Annotated in this window: 15 protein-coding genes; 6 read left to right on the top strand and 9 right to left on the bottom strand. The window is 74.7% G+C overall.

Annotated elements, in window-relative coordinates; all coding sequences use genetic code 11:
- Positions 1 to 122: 122 nt before the first annotated feature.
- The 3 genes from bioD to bioB form a co-directional block, all read right to left on the bottom strand.
- Positions 123 to 923 (bottom strand): dethiobiotin synthase, encoded by an 801-nt coding sequence (gene bioD, locus ACW14Y_RS06750; protein WP_456988092.1) that lies wholly within the window; start codon positions 921 to 923, stop codon positions 123 to 125.
- 131 nt (positions 924 to 1,054) lie between these two features.
- A complete protein-coding gene (locus tag ACW14Y_RS06745; protein ID WP_380385906.1) occupies positions 1,055 to 2,359 on the bottom strand; it encodes an adenosylmethionine--8-amino-7-oxononanoate transaminase in 1,305 nt (434 codons plus the stop codon).
- 67 nt (positions 2,360 to 2,426) lie between these two features.
- The gene (gene bioB / locus ACW14Y_RS06740; RefSeq protein WP_380436685.1) at positions 2,427 to 3,743 is read right to left on the bottom strand and encodes a biotin synthase BioB; all 1,317 of its coding nucleotides are present in this window, start codon (positions 3,741 to 3,743) and stop codon (positions 2,427 to 2,429) included.
- 319 nt (positions 3,744 to 4,062) lie between these two features.
- Here bioB and ACW14Y_RS06735 point away from each other — a divergent pair, with 319 nt between their 5' ends.
- On the top strand, positions 4,063 to 4,959 hold the full coding sequence (locus ACW14Y_RS06735; RefSeq protein ID WP_380313108.1) for a hypothetical protein: 897 nt from the start codon (positions 4,063 to 4,065) through the stop codon (positions 4,957 to 4,959).
- Between the two features lie 108 nt (positions 4,960 to 5,067).
- On the opposite strand, the gene ACW14Y_RS06730 is transcribed toward ACW14Y_RS06735, so the two are convergent.
- Positions 5,068 to 7,578 (bottom strand): DEAD/DEAH box helicase, encoded by a 2,511-nt coding sequence (locus ACW14Y_RS06730; protein WP_456986201.1) that lies wholly within the window; start codon positions 7,576 to 7,578, stop codon positions 5,068 to 5,070.
- A gap of 38 nt (positions 7,579 to 7,616) precedes the next feature.
- Entirely contained in the window at positions 7,617 to 8,318 is a 702-nt protein-coding gene (locus ACW14Y_RS06725; protein WP_456986200.1) for a hypothetical protein, read from the bottom strand.
- Between ACW14Y_RS06725 and ACW14Y_RS06720 the strand changes: the two genes are divergently transcribed.
- Both ACW14Y_RS06720 and ACW14Y_RS06715 read left to right on the top strand, forming a co-directional pair.
- On the top strand, positions 8,311 to 9,507 hold the full coding sequence (locus tag ACW14Y_RS06720; protein WP_456986199.1) for an 8-amino-7-oxononanoate synthase: 1,197 nt from the start codon (positions 8,311 to 8,313) through the stop codon (positions 9,505 to 9,507). The genes ACW14Y_RS06725 and ACW14Y_RS06720 overlap by 8 nt on opposite strands.
- A gap of 109 nt (positions 9,508 to 9,616) precedes the next feature.
- Positions 9,617 to 10,270, top strand: a complete 654-nt coding sequence (locus ACW14Y_RS06715; RefSeq protein WP_456986198.1) for a hypothetical protein — start codon at positions 9,617 to 9,619, stop codon at positions 10,268 to 10,270.
- A 25-nt stretch (positions 10,271 to 10,295) separates the two neighbouring features.
- Here the strand turns inward: ACW14Y_RS06715 and ACW14Y_RS06710 are convergent, their stop codons facing one another.
- The 3 genes from ACW14Y_RS06710 to ligD all read right to left on the bottom strand — a co-directional run bounded on the left by ACW14Y_RS06710 (position 10,296) and on the right by ligD (position 12,931).
- Entirely contained in the window at positions 10,296 to 11,189 is an 894-nt protein-coding gene (locus ACW14Y_RS06710; RefSeq protein ID WP_456986197.1) for an aminoglycoside phosphotransferase family protein, read from the bottom strand.
- The gene (locus tag ACW14Y_RS06705; protein ID WP_380393583.1) at positions 11,186 to 11,854 is read right to left on the bottom strand and encodes a GNAT family N-acetyltransferase; all 669 of its coding nucleotides are present in this window, start codon (positions 11,852 to 11,854) and stop codon (positions 11,186 to 11,188) included. The genes ACW14Y_RS06710 and ACW14Y_RS06705 overlap by 4 nt, the downstream gene beginning before the upstream one ends.
- A gap of 78 nt (positions 11,855 to 11,932) precedes the next feature.
- Positions 11,933 to 12,931: a non-homologous end-joining DNA ligase gene (gene ligD / locus ACW14Y_RS06700; RefSeq protein ID WP_380310316.1), complete on the bottom strand. Its 999-nt coding sequence runs from the start codon at positions 12,929 to 12,931 to the stop codon at positions 11,933 to 11,935.
- Between the two features lie 191 nt (positions 12,932 to 13,122).
- Here ligD and ACW14Y_RS06695 point away from each other — a divergent pair, with 191 nt between their 5' ends.
- Positions 13,123 to 14,184 carry an ATP-dependent DNA ligase gene (locus tag ACW14Y_RS06695; RefSeq protein ID WP_456986196.1) on the top strand — a complete coding sequence of 354 codons (1,062 nt, stop codon included), beginning with the start codon at positions 13,123 to 13,125 and terminating at the stop codon, positions 14,182 to 14,184.
- A 78-nt stretch (positions 14,185 to 14,262) separates the two neighbouring features.
- On the opposite strand, the gene ACW14Y_RS06690 is transcribed toward ACW14Y_RS06695, so the two are convergent.
- Complete coding sequence (locus ACW14Y_RS06690) at positions 14,263 to 15,702, bottom strand: serine hydrolase domain-containing protein (protein WP_456986195.1); 1,440 nt, start codon at positions 15,700 to 15,702, stop codon at positions 14,263 to 14,265.
- A 291-nt stretch (positions 15,703 to 15,993) separates the two neighbouring features.
- Here ACW14Y_RS06690 and ACW14Y_RS06685 point away from each other — a divergent pair, with 291 nt between their 5' ends.
- A complete protein-coding gene (locus ACW14Y_RS06685; protein ID WP_456988089.1) occupies positions 15,994 to 16,995 on the top strand; it encodes an ATP-binding cassette domain-containing protein in 1,002 nt (333 codons plus the stop codon).
- On the top strand, positions 16,992 to 17,648 hold the full coding sequence (locus ACW14Y_RS06680; protein ID WP_380436666.1) for a hypothetical protein: 657 nt from the start codon (positions 16,992 to 16,994) through the stop codon (positions 17,646 to 17,648). The genes ACW14Y_RS06685 and ACW14Y_RS06680 overlap by 4 nt, the downstream gene beginning before the upstream one ends.
- Positions 17,649 to 17,838: the final 190 nt, after the last annotated feature.

Below are 17,838 nucleotides of genomic sequence, written 5' to 3'. Positions count from 1 at the left end.
GTCGGGCCGGGATCTCACCCGATCGAGCGAAAGCGGTGTGGTTCCGCCACCGGGGGCGCAGGGGGCGTGGCGCTGCACCGTGGCGCGCGGTGGCGCCTGTTTGCCGTCCCCCGGCCCTCGGTTCAGCCTGCCCCGTGCTCGGCGGTGAAGGCGGCGGCGTCCCAGTCGCCGTGCAGCGCGGGTGCGAGCGCGGCGACCGCGAGCGCGGTGAAGTCCGTGGCCCGGCCCGCCTGTTCGGGCAGCGCGCCGAGCAGCGGCGCACCGGCGGCCGCCCGCGGCAGGTCGGCGAGGTTGCAGCGGTCTGCGAGCCCGGGGGAGTCGGGCCAGGCGCCGACCACCACGCCGAGCAGCGGCAGACCGCGCGCGGCCAGCGCCTCGGCGGTGAGCGCGGTGGTGTTCAGCGTGCCGAGACCGGCCGTCGCCACCAGCAGCACCTCGGCGGGCAGGCCGAGTTCACGCACCGCGCGGGCCTGGTCGGCGAGCGTGCGGCCCTGCTCGTCGTAGCGGACCAGCAGCCCGCCGGCGCCCTCGACCAGCACCAGGTCGTGCCGCTCGGCCAGGTCCGCGACCTCCTTCGCCACGTCCTCGGCCGCCAGGCACGGCAGTCCGGACCGTCGGGCCGCGGTGTCTGGTGCCAAGGGCTCGGGGTAGCGGGCGAGTTCGCGCAGCGTGAGGGCGTCGGGGGCCTTCGCCGCGGGCCCGGCCAGCCGGCGGACCTCCTCGGCGTCGCCCGGCTCGCCGGGGGCGACCCCGGTCTGGCCGGGCTTGAGGACGGCGACCCGCAGACCGGCCCGCAGGGCGCTCGCCGTGACGGCCGCCGTGGTGACGGTCTTGCCGACCTCGGTGCCGGTCCCGGTCACGAAGAGGACGCGTCCGCGCGTGCTGCCGTCCGTGCCCGTGCCGCTGCCCGCGTTCCCGCCCATGTCCCCGTCCGTGCCCATGCCCGTACCCATGCCCGTACCCATGCCCGTACCCATGCCCGTACCCATGTCGCCGTTGCCGTTGCCGTTGCCGTTCCGGTCCGTCGTGCCGTCGTGTCGTCCGCCCCCGGTGCTCATCCGGCGGCGGCCGCAGCCGTGACGGCCCGGGCGATCCGCGCCACGTCCTCGTCACCGGTGATGTACGGCGGCATGGTGTAGACGAGGTCCCGGAACGGGCGCAGCCAGACGCCCTCCCGTGCGGCGGCCTCGGTCGCCGCCGCCATGTCCACCGGGTGGTCCAGCTGCACGACGCCGATCGCGCCGAGCACCCGCACGTCCTTGACGCCCGGCAGCGCGGCGGCGTCCGCCAGGCCCGCGGCCAGGCCGGTACCGATCCGCTTCACCTCGGTCGCCCAGTCCTGCCCGAGCAGCAGGTCGATCGAGGCGTTGGCGACCGCCGCCGCCAGCGGGTTGCCCATGAACGTCGGCCCGTGCGCCAGCACCGGCACCGCGCCGCGGCTGATGCCGTCCGCGATCTCCGCCGTGCACAGGGTGGCCGCCATGGTGAGGTAGCCGCCGGTGAGGGCCTTGCCGAGGCACATCACGTCCGGGGCGACACCCGCGTGGTCGGCGGCGAACAGCTCGCCGCTGCGGCCGAAGCCGGTGGCGATCTCGTCGAAGACCAGCAACACCCCGTGCCGGTCGCACAGTTCGCGCAGCATCCGGAGGTAGGCGGGGGAGTGGAAGCGCATCCCGCCGGCGCCCTGCACCACCGGCTCCACGATCACCGCCGCCAGCTCGCCCGCGTGGCGCTCCACCAGTTCCTCGAAGGCCCGGGCGTACGCGTCGTCGAGCGGGGCGTCGAAGCCGGCCGGCGGCTCGTCGGCGAACAGCTGCTGGGGCAGCACCCCGCCCCACAGCTGGTGCATGCCGCCCTCCGGGTCGCACACCGACATCGGGTGGAAGGTGTCCCCGTGGTAGCCGCCGCGCCAGGTGAGCAGCCGCCGCTTCTCGGGCCGGCCCACGGACTGCCAGTACTGGAGGCACATCTTCATCGCGACCTCGACGGCCACCGAGCCCGAGTCGGCCAGGAACACGTGCCGCAGCGGCTCCGGGGTGATCTCCACCAGGGTGGCCGCCAGCCGGACGGCGGGCTCGTGGGTGAGCCCGCCGAACATGACGTGGCTCATCCGCCCCAGCTGCCCGCGCACCGCCTCGTCCAGCACCGGGTGCCCGTACCCGTGGATCGCCGCCCACCAGGACGACATGCCGTCCACCAGCTCGCGCCGCCCGCCCGCGACCGGCGCGGCCAGCCGCAGCCGGACGCCGGAGGCGGACTCCACCACGTACGGGGTCGCGGTGCCGGGCATCGGCCCGTACGGGTGCCAGACGTGCGCCCGGTCGAGCGCGAGCAGGGTGTCGGTGGACAGCTGGGTCATGGGGGAAGGACTTTCCGAGGGGTGCGGTCGGGGCCCGGGCGGGCCGGGCCCCGGGCGGGGCGGGAGGTCAGGCGTTGGGCGCCAGCTCGGTGCCGGCGCCGCGACGGCGGACCCGCACCAGGTCGGTGCGCACCTCGTCGGCGGCCCTGTCGTCGGCCTTGGCGTCGCCCTTGTCGTCGGCCGCGCCGACGCTCGCCGCCGCCGGTGCCGCGTGCGCGTGGCCGCCGCAGGGACCGCAGCCGCCGCCCGTGCCGCAGCCGCCGCCGACGGCGGCGTCCGCGCTCTCGCCCTCGCCGGGCGCGGCGGCCGTGCCGCAGCCGCCGCCCGCGCCGGCCGCGGCCCCGCTGCCGCAACCGCCGGTCGCCGCCGCCGCGATGTCCGCCCGGTGCCGGGGCAGGGTGCTCTCGCCGACGCCCTCGACCTCGAAGCCGGCGTCCGCGATCATGTCGAGGTCGGTCTGGCCGGCCTGGCCCTCGCTGGTCAGGTAGTCTCCCAGGAAGATGGAGTTGGCGAGGTGCAGGCCCAGCGGCTGCATGCTGCGCAGGTGCACCTCGCGGCCGCCGGCGATCCGCACCTCGGTGTCCGGGTTCACGAACCGCACCATGGCGAGGATCCGCAGGCAGCGCTGCGGCGAGAGGTTCCACTCCTTCGCCAGCGGCGTGCCCTCGAACGGGATCAGGAAGTTCACCGGCACCGAGTCGGAGCCCAGCTCGCGCAGCGCGAAGACCACGTCCACCAGGTCCTCGTCGCTCTCGCCCATGCCCGCGATCAGGCCCGAGCAGGCCGACAGGCCGGCGCCGTGCGCCTTCTGCACGGTGTCCACCCGGTCCGCGTAGGTGTGGGTGGTGGCGATGTCGCCGTAGGTGCCCTCGGAGGTGTTCAGGTTGTGGTTGTAGGCGTCGACACCGGCCGCCTTCAGACGCTCCGCCTGGTTGTCGGAGAGCAGGCCGAGGCAGGCGCAGATCTCCACCGCCGGGTCGGCCTCCTTGATGGCCGCGACGGTGTCGGTCACCCGGTCGATGTCACGGTCCGTCGGGCCGCGGCCGCTCGCCACCAGGCAGACCCGCTTGGCGCCGCCCGACACGCCGGCCTTCGCCGCCTCCGCGGCCTGGCCCGGCTTGAGCCAGGTGTACTTCAGGATCTCGGCCTTGGAGCCCAGCCGCTGCGAACAGTAGGAGCAGTCCTCCGGGCACAGCCCGCTCTTCAGGTTCACCAGGTAGTTGAGCTTGACCCGGCGGCCGAACCACCGCCGGCGCACCCGCCCGGCGGCCGCGACCACGTCGAGCAGCTCGTCGTCGGTGGTGGCGAGGACGGCGAGTGCCTCCTCGCGGGTGGGGGTCTCCCCACGCAGGCCCTTGGCGGTGAGGGTATCGAGCAGATCCATGGGCCTGATCCTGCCTGCTGGGCCGCGACGGACGCCAGAGGAAACCCACCAGAAGATCCCGGGGAGGATGTGCGAGTTGTCACAGTGTCGAAGCTCACGGTAGTGGTGCCGGTCACGTCGTGGACGAGGGCCCCGGCGGGCCTCCCGCGGGCCGCCCCGCAGGCCGCTCCGGAGCCCTCCCCGAGGGCTGTCCCGACACCCTTCCCGACACCCTTCCCGGCGGCCGTCCCGACACCCTCCCCGGCGCCCTTCCCACCGCTCCGGCCGCCGCCCCGCCCCCGTGATCTCCACCACTCGTGACCTGCATACAATCGGCCGCATGACCACGCAGGGGGAGCGCGCCCCGTCATCGGCAGAATCACCGGCGGAGCGGCCGGCGTACGAGGTGTCCGAACAGCCGGACGGGGCCTACCGGCCCAGACGCGTGACCGCCCGACGGGTCGTCGGCTGGATCACCGTCGTCGGCGTGGTCGCGGCCGGCGGCTGGATCGTCACCCGCCCCACGCCCGGCGACTACATACCCGGGCTGGGCCCCTCCAGCAAGGAGGCGTCCAAGACCCCGCCGATCGTCGGCGACCCGCCGCAGCGCACCGTCGTCGACCCCGAAGCCCTCGACGTCGAGGTCTACTTCCCCGCCCAGCGGATCGTGGAGTCCGGCTCCTACAAGGGCAAGCGCTCCGGCGTGCGGCGCGGCGACAACTGCACCGAGGTGCTCCAGGACCGCACCCTGGACCTGCTGCGCGAGGCCGGCTGCAAGGGGTACCTCGCGGTCAGCTTCACCGCCCAGGACCGGCCCGTGCTGAGCAGCGTCACCCTGCTGCGCTTCACCGAGGCCGCGGCCGCGGCCCGCGCCGTCGAGGCGCTGCGCGCCAGGTCCGGCGCGGTCGCCTTCATCCTCCCGGACGCCTCCGCCGCGCCCGCGCTGGCGGCCGGACAGGCCCGGCCCGCCATCGAGCCCCGGGTCGAACTCGTCGGCCACTACGTGACGGTGTCCAGTTCGCGGCCCGCCGAGATGTACCCCGGGGGCGCCGCCGCCCCCGCGGCCGCCCCCGTGGTGCCCGGTACCGGCACCGCCTCGCCCACCGTCGGCGCCTCCGTGCCCCCGGCGAGCCCGCTGCCGGTGCCCTCGGCGAGCACCCCCGGCCTCGACCAGCTGCTGGACGAGGCCACCCGGGCCGTCTCGCACAGCGCGGGCGCGCCGTTCGTCTGGATGTAGGAGCGCGGACGGGGACGGGGGGCGGGCCGCGGCCCGCCCCCGTCTTCACTGCCCGCTCGCTCCGACCGACGGACCGTCAGCCGCCCACTCGCTCCGACTGGCGGACCGTCAGCCGCCCAGCCGGTCCACGGCGGTGACCCGCAGCACCGCGCGGCCCTCCTCGTCCGAGCCGAACAGATCGACCTCGGCGCTGATGCCCCAGTCGTGGTCGCCCTCCGGGTCGTCGAAGATCTGCCGCACCCGCCAGGCCGAGTCCTCCTGCTCGATGATCAGCATCTTCGGGCCGCGCGCGTTCGGACCGGTGCCCAGGTCGTCGTACTCGTCCCAGTACCCGTCCATGGCGTCCGCCCAGCGGTCCGCGTCCCAGCCGTACTCGCCGTCCAGCGCGGCCAGTTCGTCGTAGTGCTCCAGCGCGCACAGCTCGACCCGGCGGAACATCTCGTTGCGCACCAGCACCCGGAACGCCCGCGCGTTCGCCGTCACCGGCGCCGGCTTGTCGTCCAGCACGACCTCGGCCGTCTGCGGCCCGGTCGGGTTGGCCAGCTGCTCCCACTCGTCCAGCAGGCTGGAGTCGACCTGGCGGACCAGCTCGCCCAGCCAGGCGATGATGTCCTTGAGGTCGTCGGTCTTCACGTCCTCGGGGACGGTCTGCTCCAGCGCCTTGAACGCGCCGGCCAGGTAGCGCAGCACGATGCCCTCGGTGCGGGCCAGCTCGTAGAAGCCGACGTAGTCCGAGAAGGTCATCGCCCGCTCGTAGAGGTCCCGCACCACCGACTTCGGCTGGAGCTGGTGGTCGCCGATCCACGGGTGCGCCCGCTGGTACACCTCGTAGGCGTGGGTGAGCAGTTCCTCCAGCGGCTTCGGGTAGGTGATCTCCTGGAGCCGCTCCATCCGCTCCTCGTACTCGATGCCGTCGCGCTTCATCTCGCCGATGGCCTCGCCGCGCGCCTTGTTCTGCTGCGAGGCGAGGATCTGCCGCGGGTCGTCGAGGGTCGCCTCGACCACCGACACCACGTCCATCGCGAAGGACGGCTCGGTCGGGTCGAGCAGTTCGAAGGCGGCCAGGGCGAAGGTGGACAGCGGCTGGTTGAGCGCGAAGTTCTCCTGGAGGTCCAGGGTGAGGCGCACGATCCGGCCCTCGGCGTCCGGCTCCGGCAGCCGCTCCACCACGCCGCCCTCCAGCAGCGAGCGGAAGATGGCGATCGCGGTGCGGATGTGCCGGCGCTGCGAGGCCCGGTCCTCGTGGTTGTCGGTGAGCAGCTTGCGCATCGCCTCGAAGGCGTTGCCCGGCCGCGCGATGACCGACAGCAGCATCGCGTGGGTCACCTTGAACCGGGAGACCAGCGGCTCCGGGTCGGCGGCGATCAGCTTCTGGAAGGTCTCCTCGGACCAGCCGACGAAGCCCTCCGGCGCCTTCTTGCGGACGATCTTCCGCTTCTTCTTGGGGTCGTCGCCCGCCTTGGCGACGGCCTTGTCGTTCTCGATGACGTGCTCGGGCGCCTGCGCCACCACCTGGCCCACCGTGTCGAACCCGGCCCGTCCGGCCCGTCCGGCGATCTGGTGGAACTCCCGGGCGCGCAGGATCCGCACCCGCTGCCCGTCGTACTTCGACAGCGCCGTGAACAGCACCGTGCGGATCGGCACATTGACGCCCACGCCGAGCGTGTCCGTCCCGCAGATCACCTTCAGCAGACCCGCCTGGGCGAGCCGCTCGACCAGCCGCCGGTACTTCGGGAGCATGCCCGCGTGGTGCACACCGATCCCGTGCCGGACGAAACGCGACAGATTGCGTCCGAACTTGGTGGTGAAACGGAAATTCCCGATCAGTTCGGCGATGGCGTCCTTCTCCGCCTTCGAGCACATGTTGATGCTCATCAGCGACTGCGCCCGGTCCACCGCCTCCTTCTGGGTGAAGTGCACGACATACACCGGCGCCTGGCCGGTCTGCAGCAGCTCCTCCAGCGTGTCGTGCATGGTGGTGCGGCGGTACTCGTAGAACAGCGGCACCGGACGCGTCGTGTTGCGCACCACCGTCGTCGGCCGACCGGTGCGCCGGGTGAGGTCCTCCTCGAACCGCCGCACGTCGCCCAGCGTCGCCGACATCAGCAGGAACTGCGCCTGCGGCAGCTCCAGCAGCGGGATCTGCCAGGCCCAGCCGCGGTCCGGCTCCGCGTAGAAGTGGAACTCGTCCATGACCACCTGGCCGACATCGGCCCGGGTGCCGTCGCGCAGCGCGATCTGCGCCAGCACCTCCGCCGTGCAGCAGATGATCGGCGCCGTCGGGTTCACCGAGGCGTCGCCCGTCATCATGCCGACCTGCTCGGTCCCGAACATCTTCACCAGGTCGAAGAACTTCTCCGACACCAGCGCCTTGATCGGCGCCGTGTAGAACGTCCGCTTCCCCTCGGCCAGCGCCGCGAAGTGCGCACCCGCCGCGACCAGGCTCTTCCCCGACCCCGTCGGCGTCGCCAGGATGACGTTGTTCCCCGACACCAGCTCGATCAGCGCCTCCTCCTGAGCCGGGTACAGCGAGATCCCGCGCTCCTCCGCCCAGGCGGCGAACGTCTCGTACAGCGCGTCGGGCGTGGCGGGCTTCGGCATCAGATCAAGGAGGGTCACCGCCCCATCTTGCCTGCTCGCCGCCACCCCCGGCAAAGCTACCCCGCCACCGTGGGCGCCCGGTCGGCGATCCGCACGTCCGGGCACCTCTCCTGGCGGACGACCTCGGCGGCGGTGCGGCGGGCGAGGTCGACGAAGAGTTGCGTGCGCTCGCGCTCGGGCGGATCGGGGGAGAGGTAGCCGCCCGTGAGGTAGATCTGCCGGTAGACGGCCCCGGGTTCCGTCGGCCGACCGTTCTCGCACCGCAGCAACAGATAAAGGGAATCGGTGCCCTGGCGCCAGCCGTCGACCCCCGCCCCGAAGTCGAGCACCGCGTTCTCCCCGGTACCGACCTTCTCGGTCTCGTGATTCTGCGCGGCACGGTAGCGGGCCTCACCCAGATGATCCACCAGGATCTGTACCGGAGGGCGACGTGTTCCCCCCGAATTCAAGTCGACAGAGCACGCGGCCCTGGCGTGTTGGCCCGACAGGTCGGTGGGGGTGATGGGCGGCGCCTCGACTGCCTTCCCGGGGGCGCCGTCCATGAGCGTCCGCAGGTCGCCCGCCGTGACCAGGCCCCAGCACGCACTGGCGGGGACGTCCTCCGACTTCGAGGGCTTCCACCACCACCACAGGCCACCACCGACGAGCGCCATCACCTTCTCGGAGCTGTCGCCGATGTCCTTCGGCGGGCCGACCGTGTGCCCCGGCGCACATTGCCCGGGGCGCGTGCGCCGTGCCAGAGTGCCGGGCATGGTCAACCGCACCGCCTCCGAACCGCGCACCCTCGCTCCCGGCGCCGTCTTCGACTGGCTCGACGAGACCGCCGAGCAGCGGGCGGCGGCGGGGCTCACCAGGACGCTGCGCAGCCGGGCCGCCGACGACCCGGTGCTCGACCTCGCGGGGAACGACTACCTCGGGCTGACCCGCCACCCCGCCGTCACCGGGGCCGCCGCCGAGGCCGCGCTGCGCTGGGGCGCCGGTGCCACCGGCTCCCGGCTGGTGACCGGGACCACCGCGCTGCACACCGAGCTGGAGCAGGAGCTCGCCGATTTCTGCGGGGCCGAGGCCGCCCTCGTCTTCTCCTCCGGCTACACCGCCAACCTGGCCGCGCTCACCGCGCTCACCGACACGGACACCCTCATCGTGTCCGACGCCTACAACCACGCCTCGCTGATCGACGGCTGCCGGCTCGCCCGGGCCGACGTCCACCGGGCCCCGCACAGCGACCCGCACGCCGTCGCCGGGATCCTCGCCGGGCGCGAGCGGCCCCGGGCGCTGGTGGTCACCGACTCGGTGTTCTCGGTCGACGGCAACGCCGCCCCGCTCGCCGAACTCGCCGACGTCACCCGGAGGTTCGGCGCCGCGCTGCTCGTCGACGACGCGCACGGCCTGGGTGTCCTCGGCCCCGGCGGCAGCGGCGCCCCGGCCGCCGCGGGCCTCGCCGGTGCGCCCGACCTGGTCACCACCGTCACCCTGTCGAAGTCGCTCGGCTCCCAGGGCGGCGCCGTGCTCGGCCCCCGCCGGGTGATCCGCCACCTCACCGAGACCGCCCGCACCTTCATCTTCGACACCGGCCTCGCCCCCGCCGCCGCCGGGGCCGCCCTCGGCGCGCTGCGGCTGCTGCGCGCCGAACCCCACCGCGCCGAGCGCGCCCGGGAGGTGGCCCGCACCCTGGCCGCCCGCCTCGCCGCCGCCGGCCTGCACGCCTCCACCCCCGACGCGGCCGTGGTGTCCGTCCGGGCCCCGGGCCCCGAGGCCGCTGTCGGCTGGGCCGCCGACTGCCGCCGGGCCGGACTCGCCGTCGGCTGCTTCCGCCCCCCGTCCGTGCCGGACGGCATCTCCCGGCTGCGGCTGACCGCGCGCGGCGACCTCACGGACGGGCAGATCGCCGAGGCCGTGCGCGTCATCGCGGCCACCGCCCCGGAGGGTGCCCGCGCGGCCGGCTGACGTCCCGGTCCGGCAGGATCGAGCAACTGTCTTTCGGCGAAAGGCCGCTGGCGGTCCGTCGGGCTGTCATCATGGGCGCGTCGGACGGCCGGTGGCGGGGGCGGGGACCATGAGCGAGCAGATCGTCACGGCCCTGCTGTCCGGGCTCGTCGCCCTGGTGGTGGCCGCCGTCGGCGCGGCACTGACCCTCGCGCAGCAGCGGCGGGAACGCGCCCAGTGGCTGACCGACCTCAAGTCCGGCTGGGCACTGGAGCTCCACAAGGCCCGGCTGGAAACCTACCCGGAGGTCTTCCGCATCCTGGGCGGACTCTCGCACGCCGCCTCCCCGCTCACCCCCGAGGCGGCGGGGCAGGTCGCGGTGGCGCTCAACGGCTGGTTCTACGGGCCGGGCGGCATGTGCGCGACCGCCACCGCCAGGGGTGCCGTCCTCGGCCTGCGGCACTGCTGCCGGCGCTGGGCCCGGGAAGGCGGCCGGAAGCCGGGCGACCTCTACCGGTGGCGCAATCTGGCGATCGCCGCCCTGCGCTCGGACCTCGACCTCGCCGGGCGGGAGTCCTACGACTTCAGCCCCGGCTCGACCATCCTGGCCGACCTGCGCCGGGAACTGGAGTCGGTGCAGCGCGGCGCCCGCCCCGGCGGGGCCGGTCGCCGCTCGGGCCGGTTCACGCTCCGCCGGCCCGGCCGCGGCGGCGCTGTCCCGATGCTCCGTCCGGCCGGGCGCCCCTCAAGGAGCCCGGCCGCTCCGCCGGCCGACGACCACTGACAGCCTTCCGCCGGCGAAGGCGCCCTCACAGCCCCGCCAGCTCCCGCAGGAACACCGTGCCGGCGTCCTCGCGGCCGGCGGCGACGCGCGGGGCGGCGACCAGGACGGCCGACGCCCGGCACCAGGCGAGGACACGGTCCGCGTCCGCGCCCGCGACCAGGGCGGTCAGCGCGGCGATCCGGGCGGACAGGGCCTCCGGATCCGCCACACCGTCGAGAGCCCAGTCGACCAGGTCGAAGTCCGGATCGCCCAGGCAGGCACGCGGGTCGATCGCCACCGCCCCGGCCGGGCCGAGCAGCACGTTCGACGGATGCAGGTCGCCGTGGACCAGCCCGACCGGCCCGCCGTCGCCCGTCAGCTCGCGGGCCAGGGCCCGGGCGTCCGCCGTCGACACCCCGGGGGCCCGCCGCTCGGTGAGGTCGAACAGGAAGTCCAGCCGCTCCGCCAGCGACGGGAGTGCCGTCCGGGACGGCGCGGGCACCGAGCGCATCGCGGCCAGCATCCCCGCCACCTCGGCCGGCCGCCAACCGCGCTCGCGCAGCGTCGTCCCCGGCGGGACGTCCGCCAGCAGCAGCGCCCCGGCCCCGACGTCCTCCGCCAGCAGCCCCACCACCGACGGCACCTCCCGCCACGCGGCCAGCGCCACCGCCTCCTGCCGGGCCACCTCGGCGTCCGGCGTCAGCTTGAGCCACACCCCCGCACCGTCGGCGAGCCGCTCGCAGCGGAAGACCCGCGAGGTGCCGCCCCCGCCGGCCGCCCGCACCGCCAGCCCCCAGCGCCCGGCCAGCCCCTCCACCAGCCGCGGCAGCTGTGCGCACCACTCCTCGGCGCCCGGCCCGAACCGGGTCACCAGCCGGGTCCGCACCTCCTCCGGGACGGCGGCGAGGGCGGCTGTCCCGGCCGTGCGGTCGGCCGTCACGGCCGCCCCACCACCAGCAGCGTCTCCGCGCCCACCGGCCGGTAGCCGGCGGCCTGGAACGCCCGCACGCTGGTCGCGTTGCCCGGCGCCTGCTGGGACCACACCACGTCGCCCTCCGGGACCAGGTGCCGGGCCGCCAGCGCCAGCGCCCGGCCCAGGCCCCGGCCGCGGGCCGCCGCACCGACCTCGATCGCACACTCCCAGCGCCCGGCGACACCGCGCCCCAGCACCAGGACCCCGCCCTCGCCCGCGGCCTCGCCCGCGGTCTCGAAGACCCGCACGTCCTCGCGGTAGCGCAGCGCGCGCACCACGCGGGGATGCTCCAGGTCCTCGACCGGGGCGAGCGGCAGCGGCGGCCCGCCGGGCAGCCGGTCGGCCACCGTCAGCAGGTCGATGTTGCCGTTCTCCCGGCCGGTGCGGCGGGCGAACGCGGTCAGGAACGGCGGACACAGCGGCGCGGCCAGCGGGTCGCTCGGCGTGGCCGCCAGCGTCGCCCGCACCCACTCCGGGTCCTCGTCGGTGAACACCACCGCGTGCGCGGAGAACGACAGCACCCCCGCCTCGCGCGGCGACGGCTGCGGCACCACCGTCACCGAACCGTCCGACGGCGGGAACACCCCGCCCCCCGCGTCCGCCAGAATCTCCCGCAGCCCCCGTGTCGCCATCGTTCCCCGCCCCCTGGTGATCCCCTTGGTGGTGATCTTCTCGGTGATCTTCGTGGGCGACCAGCCTAGGTGATCACGTCAAGCCTTCTTCCGGGCCCGGCTCGGCTGCACCCGGGTCGGCTCGCCCGCCGCCTTCGGATGGTCCGGCGGATACGGCAGCTCGCCGTGCGCGCCGTCCGCGATCTGCCGCTCGTACAGCTCCAGCAGCGCCTCCAGCCGGAACGCCTCACCCTGCATCCCCGCGTGCGGATCACCCACCTCCGCGAACCGGGCCGGCACCGTCCGCAGGTCGAAGTCCTCCGGCAGCGCGTCGTCCAGCTCCTCCCACAGCAGCGGGGTCGACGCCGTCGCCCGGGGCCGGGCCCGCAGCGAATAGGCGGAGGCGATCGTCCGGTCCCGCGCCATCTGGTTGTAGTCGACGAAGATCCGCTCCCCGCGCTCCTCCTTCCACCACGCCGTGGTCACCCGCCCCGGCAGCCGCCGCTCCAGCTCCCGGCCCAGCGCGATCACCGCGTGCCGCCCGTCCGTGAACGTCCACTCCGGCACCAGCGGCACGTACACGTGCACCCCGCGCCCGCCCGAGGTCTTCGGCCACCCCCGCAGCCCGTGCTCCTCCAGGACCGCCCGCAGCTCGTGCGCGACCCGCACCGAGTCCCGGAAGTCCGTGCCCGGCTGCGGGTCCAGGTCGATCCGCAGCTCGTCCACATGGTCGGTGTCCGAGCGGCGCACCGGCCACGGGTGGAAGGTCAGACAGCCGAGGTTCGCCGCCCACAGCACCGCCGCCGGCTCGGTCGGACAGATCTCGTCCGCCGACCGCCCGCTCGGGAAGGAGATCCGCGCGGTCGGCAGCCAGTCGGGCAGGCCCTTCGGCGCGCGCTTCTGGTAGAAGAACTCGCCCTCCACCCCGTCCGGGAACCGCTGCAGCGTCGTCGGCCGGTCCCGCAGCCCGCGCAGCACCCCGTCCGCGACCGCGAGGTAGTACTCGGCGACGTCCAGCTTGGTGAAGCCGCGCTCCGGGAAGTACACCTTGTCGGGGTTCGACAGCCGGACGGTGCGCCCGGCGACATCCAGTTCCACGGCAGAGCCCATGCCACTCACGCTAAGCGCGCACCGCCCGCCGCGCCTGTCCTGACCTGGGCGCCCGTCCCTGCCTCGGCACTCGTGCCTGCCTCGGCGCTCCTGCCGCCCCGCGTGCCGCCCGCGTCCCGCCCGGGTGAGGCCCGCGTGCCGCCGCGCGTCCGGACCGCGTCGGCGCGAGGATCGGAAGCATGGACCTGCCCGTCATGCCACCCGTCGCCCCGATGCTCGCCAAGTCCGTCGCGAAGATCCCGCCCGGCATGCAGTACGAGGCCAAATGGGACGGCTTCCGCGCCATCGTCTTCCGCGACGGCGACGAGATCGAGATCGGCAGCCGCACCGGCAAACCCCTCACCCGCTACTTCCCCGAACTCGTCACCGCCCTGCGCCGCGAAGCACCCCCGCGCTGCGTCCTCGACGGCGAAGTGGTCATCGCCCGCGACGGCCGGCTGCGCTTCGAGGAACTCCTCGAACGCATCCACCCCGCCGCCAGCCGGGTCGAACTGCTAGCCGAACGCACCCCCGCCTCCTTCGTCGCCTTCGACCTGCTCGCCCTCGGCGACGAGTCCCTGCTCGACCGGCCGCTCGCGGCCCGCCGCGCCGCCCTCGAAACGGCCCTCGCCGACGCCGCCGACCCCGTCTTCACCGCCCCCGCCGCGACCGACCGCGACCTCGCCGAGACCTGGTTCGCCCAGTACGAGGGCGCCGGACTCGACGGCATCGTCGCCAAACCGCTCGACCAGCCCTACCGGCCCGGCGAACGCGCCATGTACAAGATCAAGCACGAACGCACCGCCGACTGCGTGGTCGCCGGCTACCGCGAGCACAAGAGCGGACCCGTCGTCGGCTCCCTGCTGCTCGGGATCCACGACGCCGACGGCCACCTCCAGCACGTCGGCGTCTGCGCCGCCTTCACCATGGCCCGCCGCCGCGAACTCGCCGAAGAACTCGCGCCGTTGCGCACCACCGACCTCGCCGGCCACCCCTGGGGGGCCTGGGCCGACGAAGCCGCCCACGCCGACGCCAGACTCCCCGGGGCACAGAGCCGCTGGACCGGCAAGAAGGACCTCTCCTGGGTGCCGCTGCGCCCCGAACGCGTCGTCGAGGTCGCCTACGACCACATGGAGGGCACCCGCTTCCGGCACACCGCGCAGTTCCGCCGCTGGCGCCCGGACCGCGCGCCGGAGAGCTGCACGTACGAGCAGCTGGAGGAGCCGGTCTCCTACGACCTGGCGCGGGTGCTCGGGGGCTGACGGCCCTGGAGCACCCGCGCTCGGTCACGCCTGCTCGGTCACGCCTGTCGGGTCACGGCTGTCGGATCGGCTGCCTCGTCACGCCGTCGAAGGCACCGGCGGCGTCACCGAGGTCGACACCGACGCGTCGGCCGTCGCCGAGGGCTCGTCCCCGCCCGCCGGCGCCGCCGGCAGGTCGTAGACGTTCCCCGGCGAGACGACCTCCGTGATCGCCTTCGCGAACAGCGTCGACGGCGCCGACCCCTTGTACGTGATGTCGGTGTTCAGCAGCACCACCAACGAGGCCTGCGCGGACGGCAGATACACCACCACCGTCTGGTACCCCGGCAGCGAGCCGTTGTGCCCGATCCACCCGTGGTTGTAGAACACCCCCAGCCCGTACCAGGTGTCCGGCACCGCCGAGGGCTGCGGCTGGAGCCGCTGCGCCTGCGTCTGCGGGGTCAGCAGCGTGCCGGTGGCCAGCACCTTGGCCCACTTCTTCATGTCCGCCTGGTCCGAGATCATCGCCCCCGCCGCCCAACCCCAGGACGGGTTCCAGTCGGTGGCGTCCGCGATCGTCCCGTCCGCCGTCTGGTTGGTGTAGCCCTGGGAGTGCGGCTGCGGGAACGCGTTCGTGGTCGGGAACACCGTCCGGCCCAGGTCCGCCGGGTCGAACACCTCCTTCTTCAGGAACTCGCCGAGCGGCCGCCCGCCCAGCTTCTCGATCACCTTCCCGATCAGCACCGTATTGGTGTTGGAGTAGTCGAACTCCGCCCCCGGAGCGAAGTTCACCGGGTGCTTGAACGCGTACGCGAGCAACTGGTCAGGCGTGAAGGAGCGTTGCGGATCCGCCTGGAGCGCCGTCACGAAGTCCTCGTCCTGGGTGTACGAGAACAGGCCGCTGCGCATGTCGGACAGCTGGCGCAGGGTGATCGTGTCACCGTTCGGCACCCCCGAGACGTACTTGCCGATCGGGTCGTCCAGCCCCGCCTTGCCCTGGTCCACCAGCCGCAGCAGACCGGTGACGGTGAAGGTCTTGGTCTCGCTGCCGATCCGCATGTTGAGCCCGGTCACCATCGCCGTGCCCGCGACCTTGTCGGAGACGCCGAAAGCCTTCAGGTACTCGCCCTGCGGCGTCGACAGGTTGACGATCACCCCCGGTACCGAGGCCTCCGTCAGCACCCGCTGCACCGCCGTGTCCAGCCGGGCCGTGACGTCCGGCGTCAGCGGCAGCGCGGTCGGGCCCGCCGAGGTGCCCGAGGGCGAGGAGGGGGTGGTCGGCGAGGGGCTGAGCAGGGTGGCACTCGCGCTCGGGCCCGAGGCCGAGGCCGAGGGGCTGAGCGCCGCCGGGACGGCCGTCACCGCCCCGGCCGCCGGCGAGCCGGTGGACGAGCCGCCCGAACAGCCGGCCGAGGCCAGCAGCCCGGCCAGCGCCAGCGCGACTGCCGCCGGGGCGGGCCTGGCCGCACCGGGGCGGCGGGGGGCCGCCCCCGGGCGGTGCGGGGTCGTGGCTCGGGCCGTCGTCACACGATTCGGCACGCGGTCGTGATTCGTCATCGTCGAGGCGCCTCTCTGGGCCGGACGGGCCCGGAGCACCGCTCCACGGGCCCGCAAGGGGGAGCGATCGCCACCGTATGCGCCGGTCACCGGCACCGCGCGCCCTGCGGCGGCCCGCTGGCCCGAACGGACCCACCCGTCAGCCACCCGGCCCGGCCCCGGTCGCGCCACCAGCACCGGGGCCCGCACCATACCCGGCCCATACCCGCCCCCTACCGGTGGCCGCGTAGGGTGCGCACCGCCCGAACGACGGAGGGGAACACCGAGGTGCTGCTGCGCTGCGAAGCCGTGGGCAAACGCTACGGCCGGGGCCGCTGGATCCTGCGCGACGTCGAACTCGGCCTCGCACCCGGCGACGTCCTCGCCGTCGTCGGCGCCAACGGCTCCGGCAAGTCCACCCTGCTACGGATCCTGGCCGGCCTCACCCGCCCCACCACCGGCCGCCGCACCGGACCGGTCACGGCCCCGGCGGCCACCGTCGGCTACGTCCCCGACCGGTTCACCGCCCACGAACGCCTCACCGCCATCTCCTACCTCACCCACCTCGGCCGCATCCGCGGCCTGCCCACCGCCACCGCCCGGGCCCGCGCCGGCGCGCTGCTGGACCGGCTCGCCCTCGTCGGCGGCCCCGACGCCGAACTGCGCACCCTCTCCAAGGGCAACGCCCAGAAGGTCGCGCTCGCGCAGGCCCTGCTCGTACCGCCCGACCTGCTCGTCCTCGACGAACCGTGGTCCGGCCTCGACGCCTCCGCCCACAGCGTGCTCGCCGCGATCCTCGCCGAGGCAGCCGCCGCCGGCGGGGCCGTGGCGTTCACGGACCACCGCGAGGCCCTCGCCCGCACGCACGCCACCGCCGTGCACACCGTCGCCGACGGACGCGTCACCCGCAGCGCCGACCCCGGCCCGGGGGCGGCGGTCGCCGCGGTCGCTGCGGTCTCGTCCGCGGTGGTCGTCCTCACCCGCCCGGGCGGCCCCGACGTCCCCGGTGACCGCGACGTCCCAGGTGTCCTCGACGTCCCAGGTGTCCTCGACCTCCCCGGGGTCCTCGCCGCCGAGCGCCGCGGGGCAGAACTCCATCTGCGGGTGGAGCGGTCCAGGACCGACGCCGTCCTGCTCGCCGTCCTCCGCGACCACTGGTCCGTACGAGCCGTCACCCGGCCCGCGCCCGAACCGGCCACCGGACCCGAACCAGTCACCGGACCCGGTCCGGCCACCGGACCCGATCCGGCCACTGGACCCGACACTGCCCCCACTCCGAGGACCACCGCCCGATGACCGCCCTCGTCCGCTACCGCCTCACCACCCTGCTGCTCTCCCAGCGCTACCTCGCCCCGCTGCTCCTGTTCACCGCCCTCGTCACCGTCCTCACCAGCAACGACACCGGCCCGCTCACCGCCACCCACGCCGCCGCCGGCCTGGCGATGCTGCTCGCCGCCACCTGGCTCACCACGACGCTCGCCGGGCTCGACGACCCGCCCCACCGGGCGGTGCTGACGGCCGCCACCGGCGGACACCGGCGCCTGGTCACCGGGACCGTCCTCGCCGCGCTGACCGTCTGCCTGCCCCTCACCGCCCTCGGTCTGGTCCTGCCGCTCCTCGTCGGCAGCCACAGCCCCACCGGCGCCGACCTGCTCCTGGGCGCCGAGGCCCAGCTCACCTGCGCCTGCACCGGCGCCACCGTCGGCCTGCTCACCGCCCGGCCGGTGGTCCGACGGCAGGGACACGGACTGCTGCTCGCCCTCGCCCTGCTGCTCGTCCTGACCCTCGGCAAGGGCCTGCCGCCGGTGAACCTCCTGCTCACCCGGCTCTCCGGCCACCACCGCTCGGCGGACCTGGTCGGCTCCACCGCGCTGTTGCTCGCGCTCGCGGTCGCCCTGCTCGGGGCCGCGGCGGTGGCGGCGCACGCCGTCGCCGTACGGCGGGACTGACCGGGCCGTACCGGTCGCCCGGCCGCCGTTCGCCGGTCCCCCGACCAGCGTGTCGAGGGCCGCCGGACGGGCGCCCCGCGCGCCCCGTACGCGCCCCGCGCGCTCCGCCGTCGGGGTGCCGACCGGCACGCCGCGACGGGCCCCGGGCGCAGCTCGGGCACGATCGTTCAGCCCAGCTGTCGCGGCCCTT

This window comes from Kitasatospora sp. cg17-2, from assembly GCF_054031055.1.
This window is presented reverse-complemented; position numbering and strand designations above follow the sequence as displayed.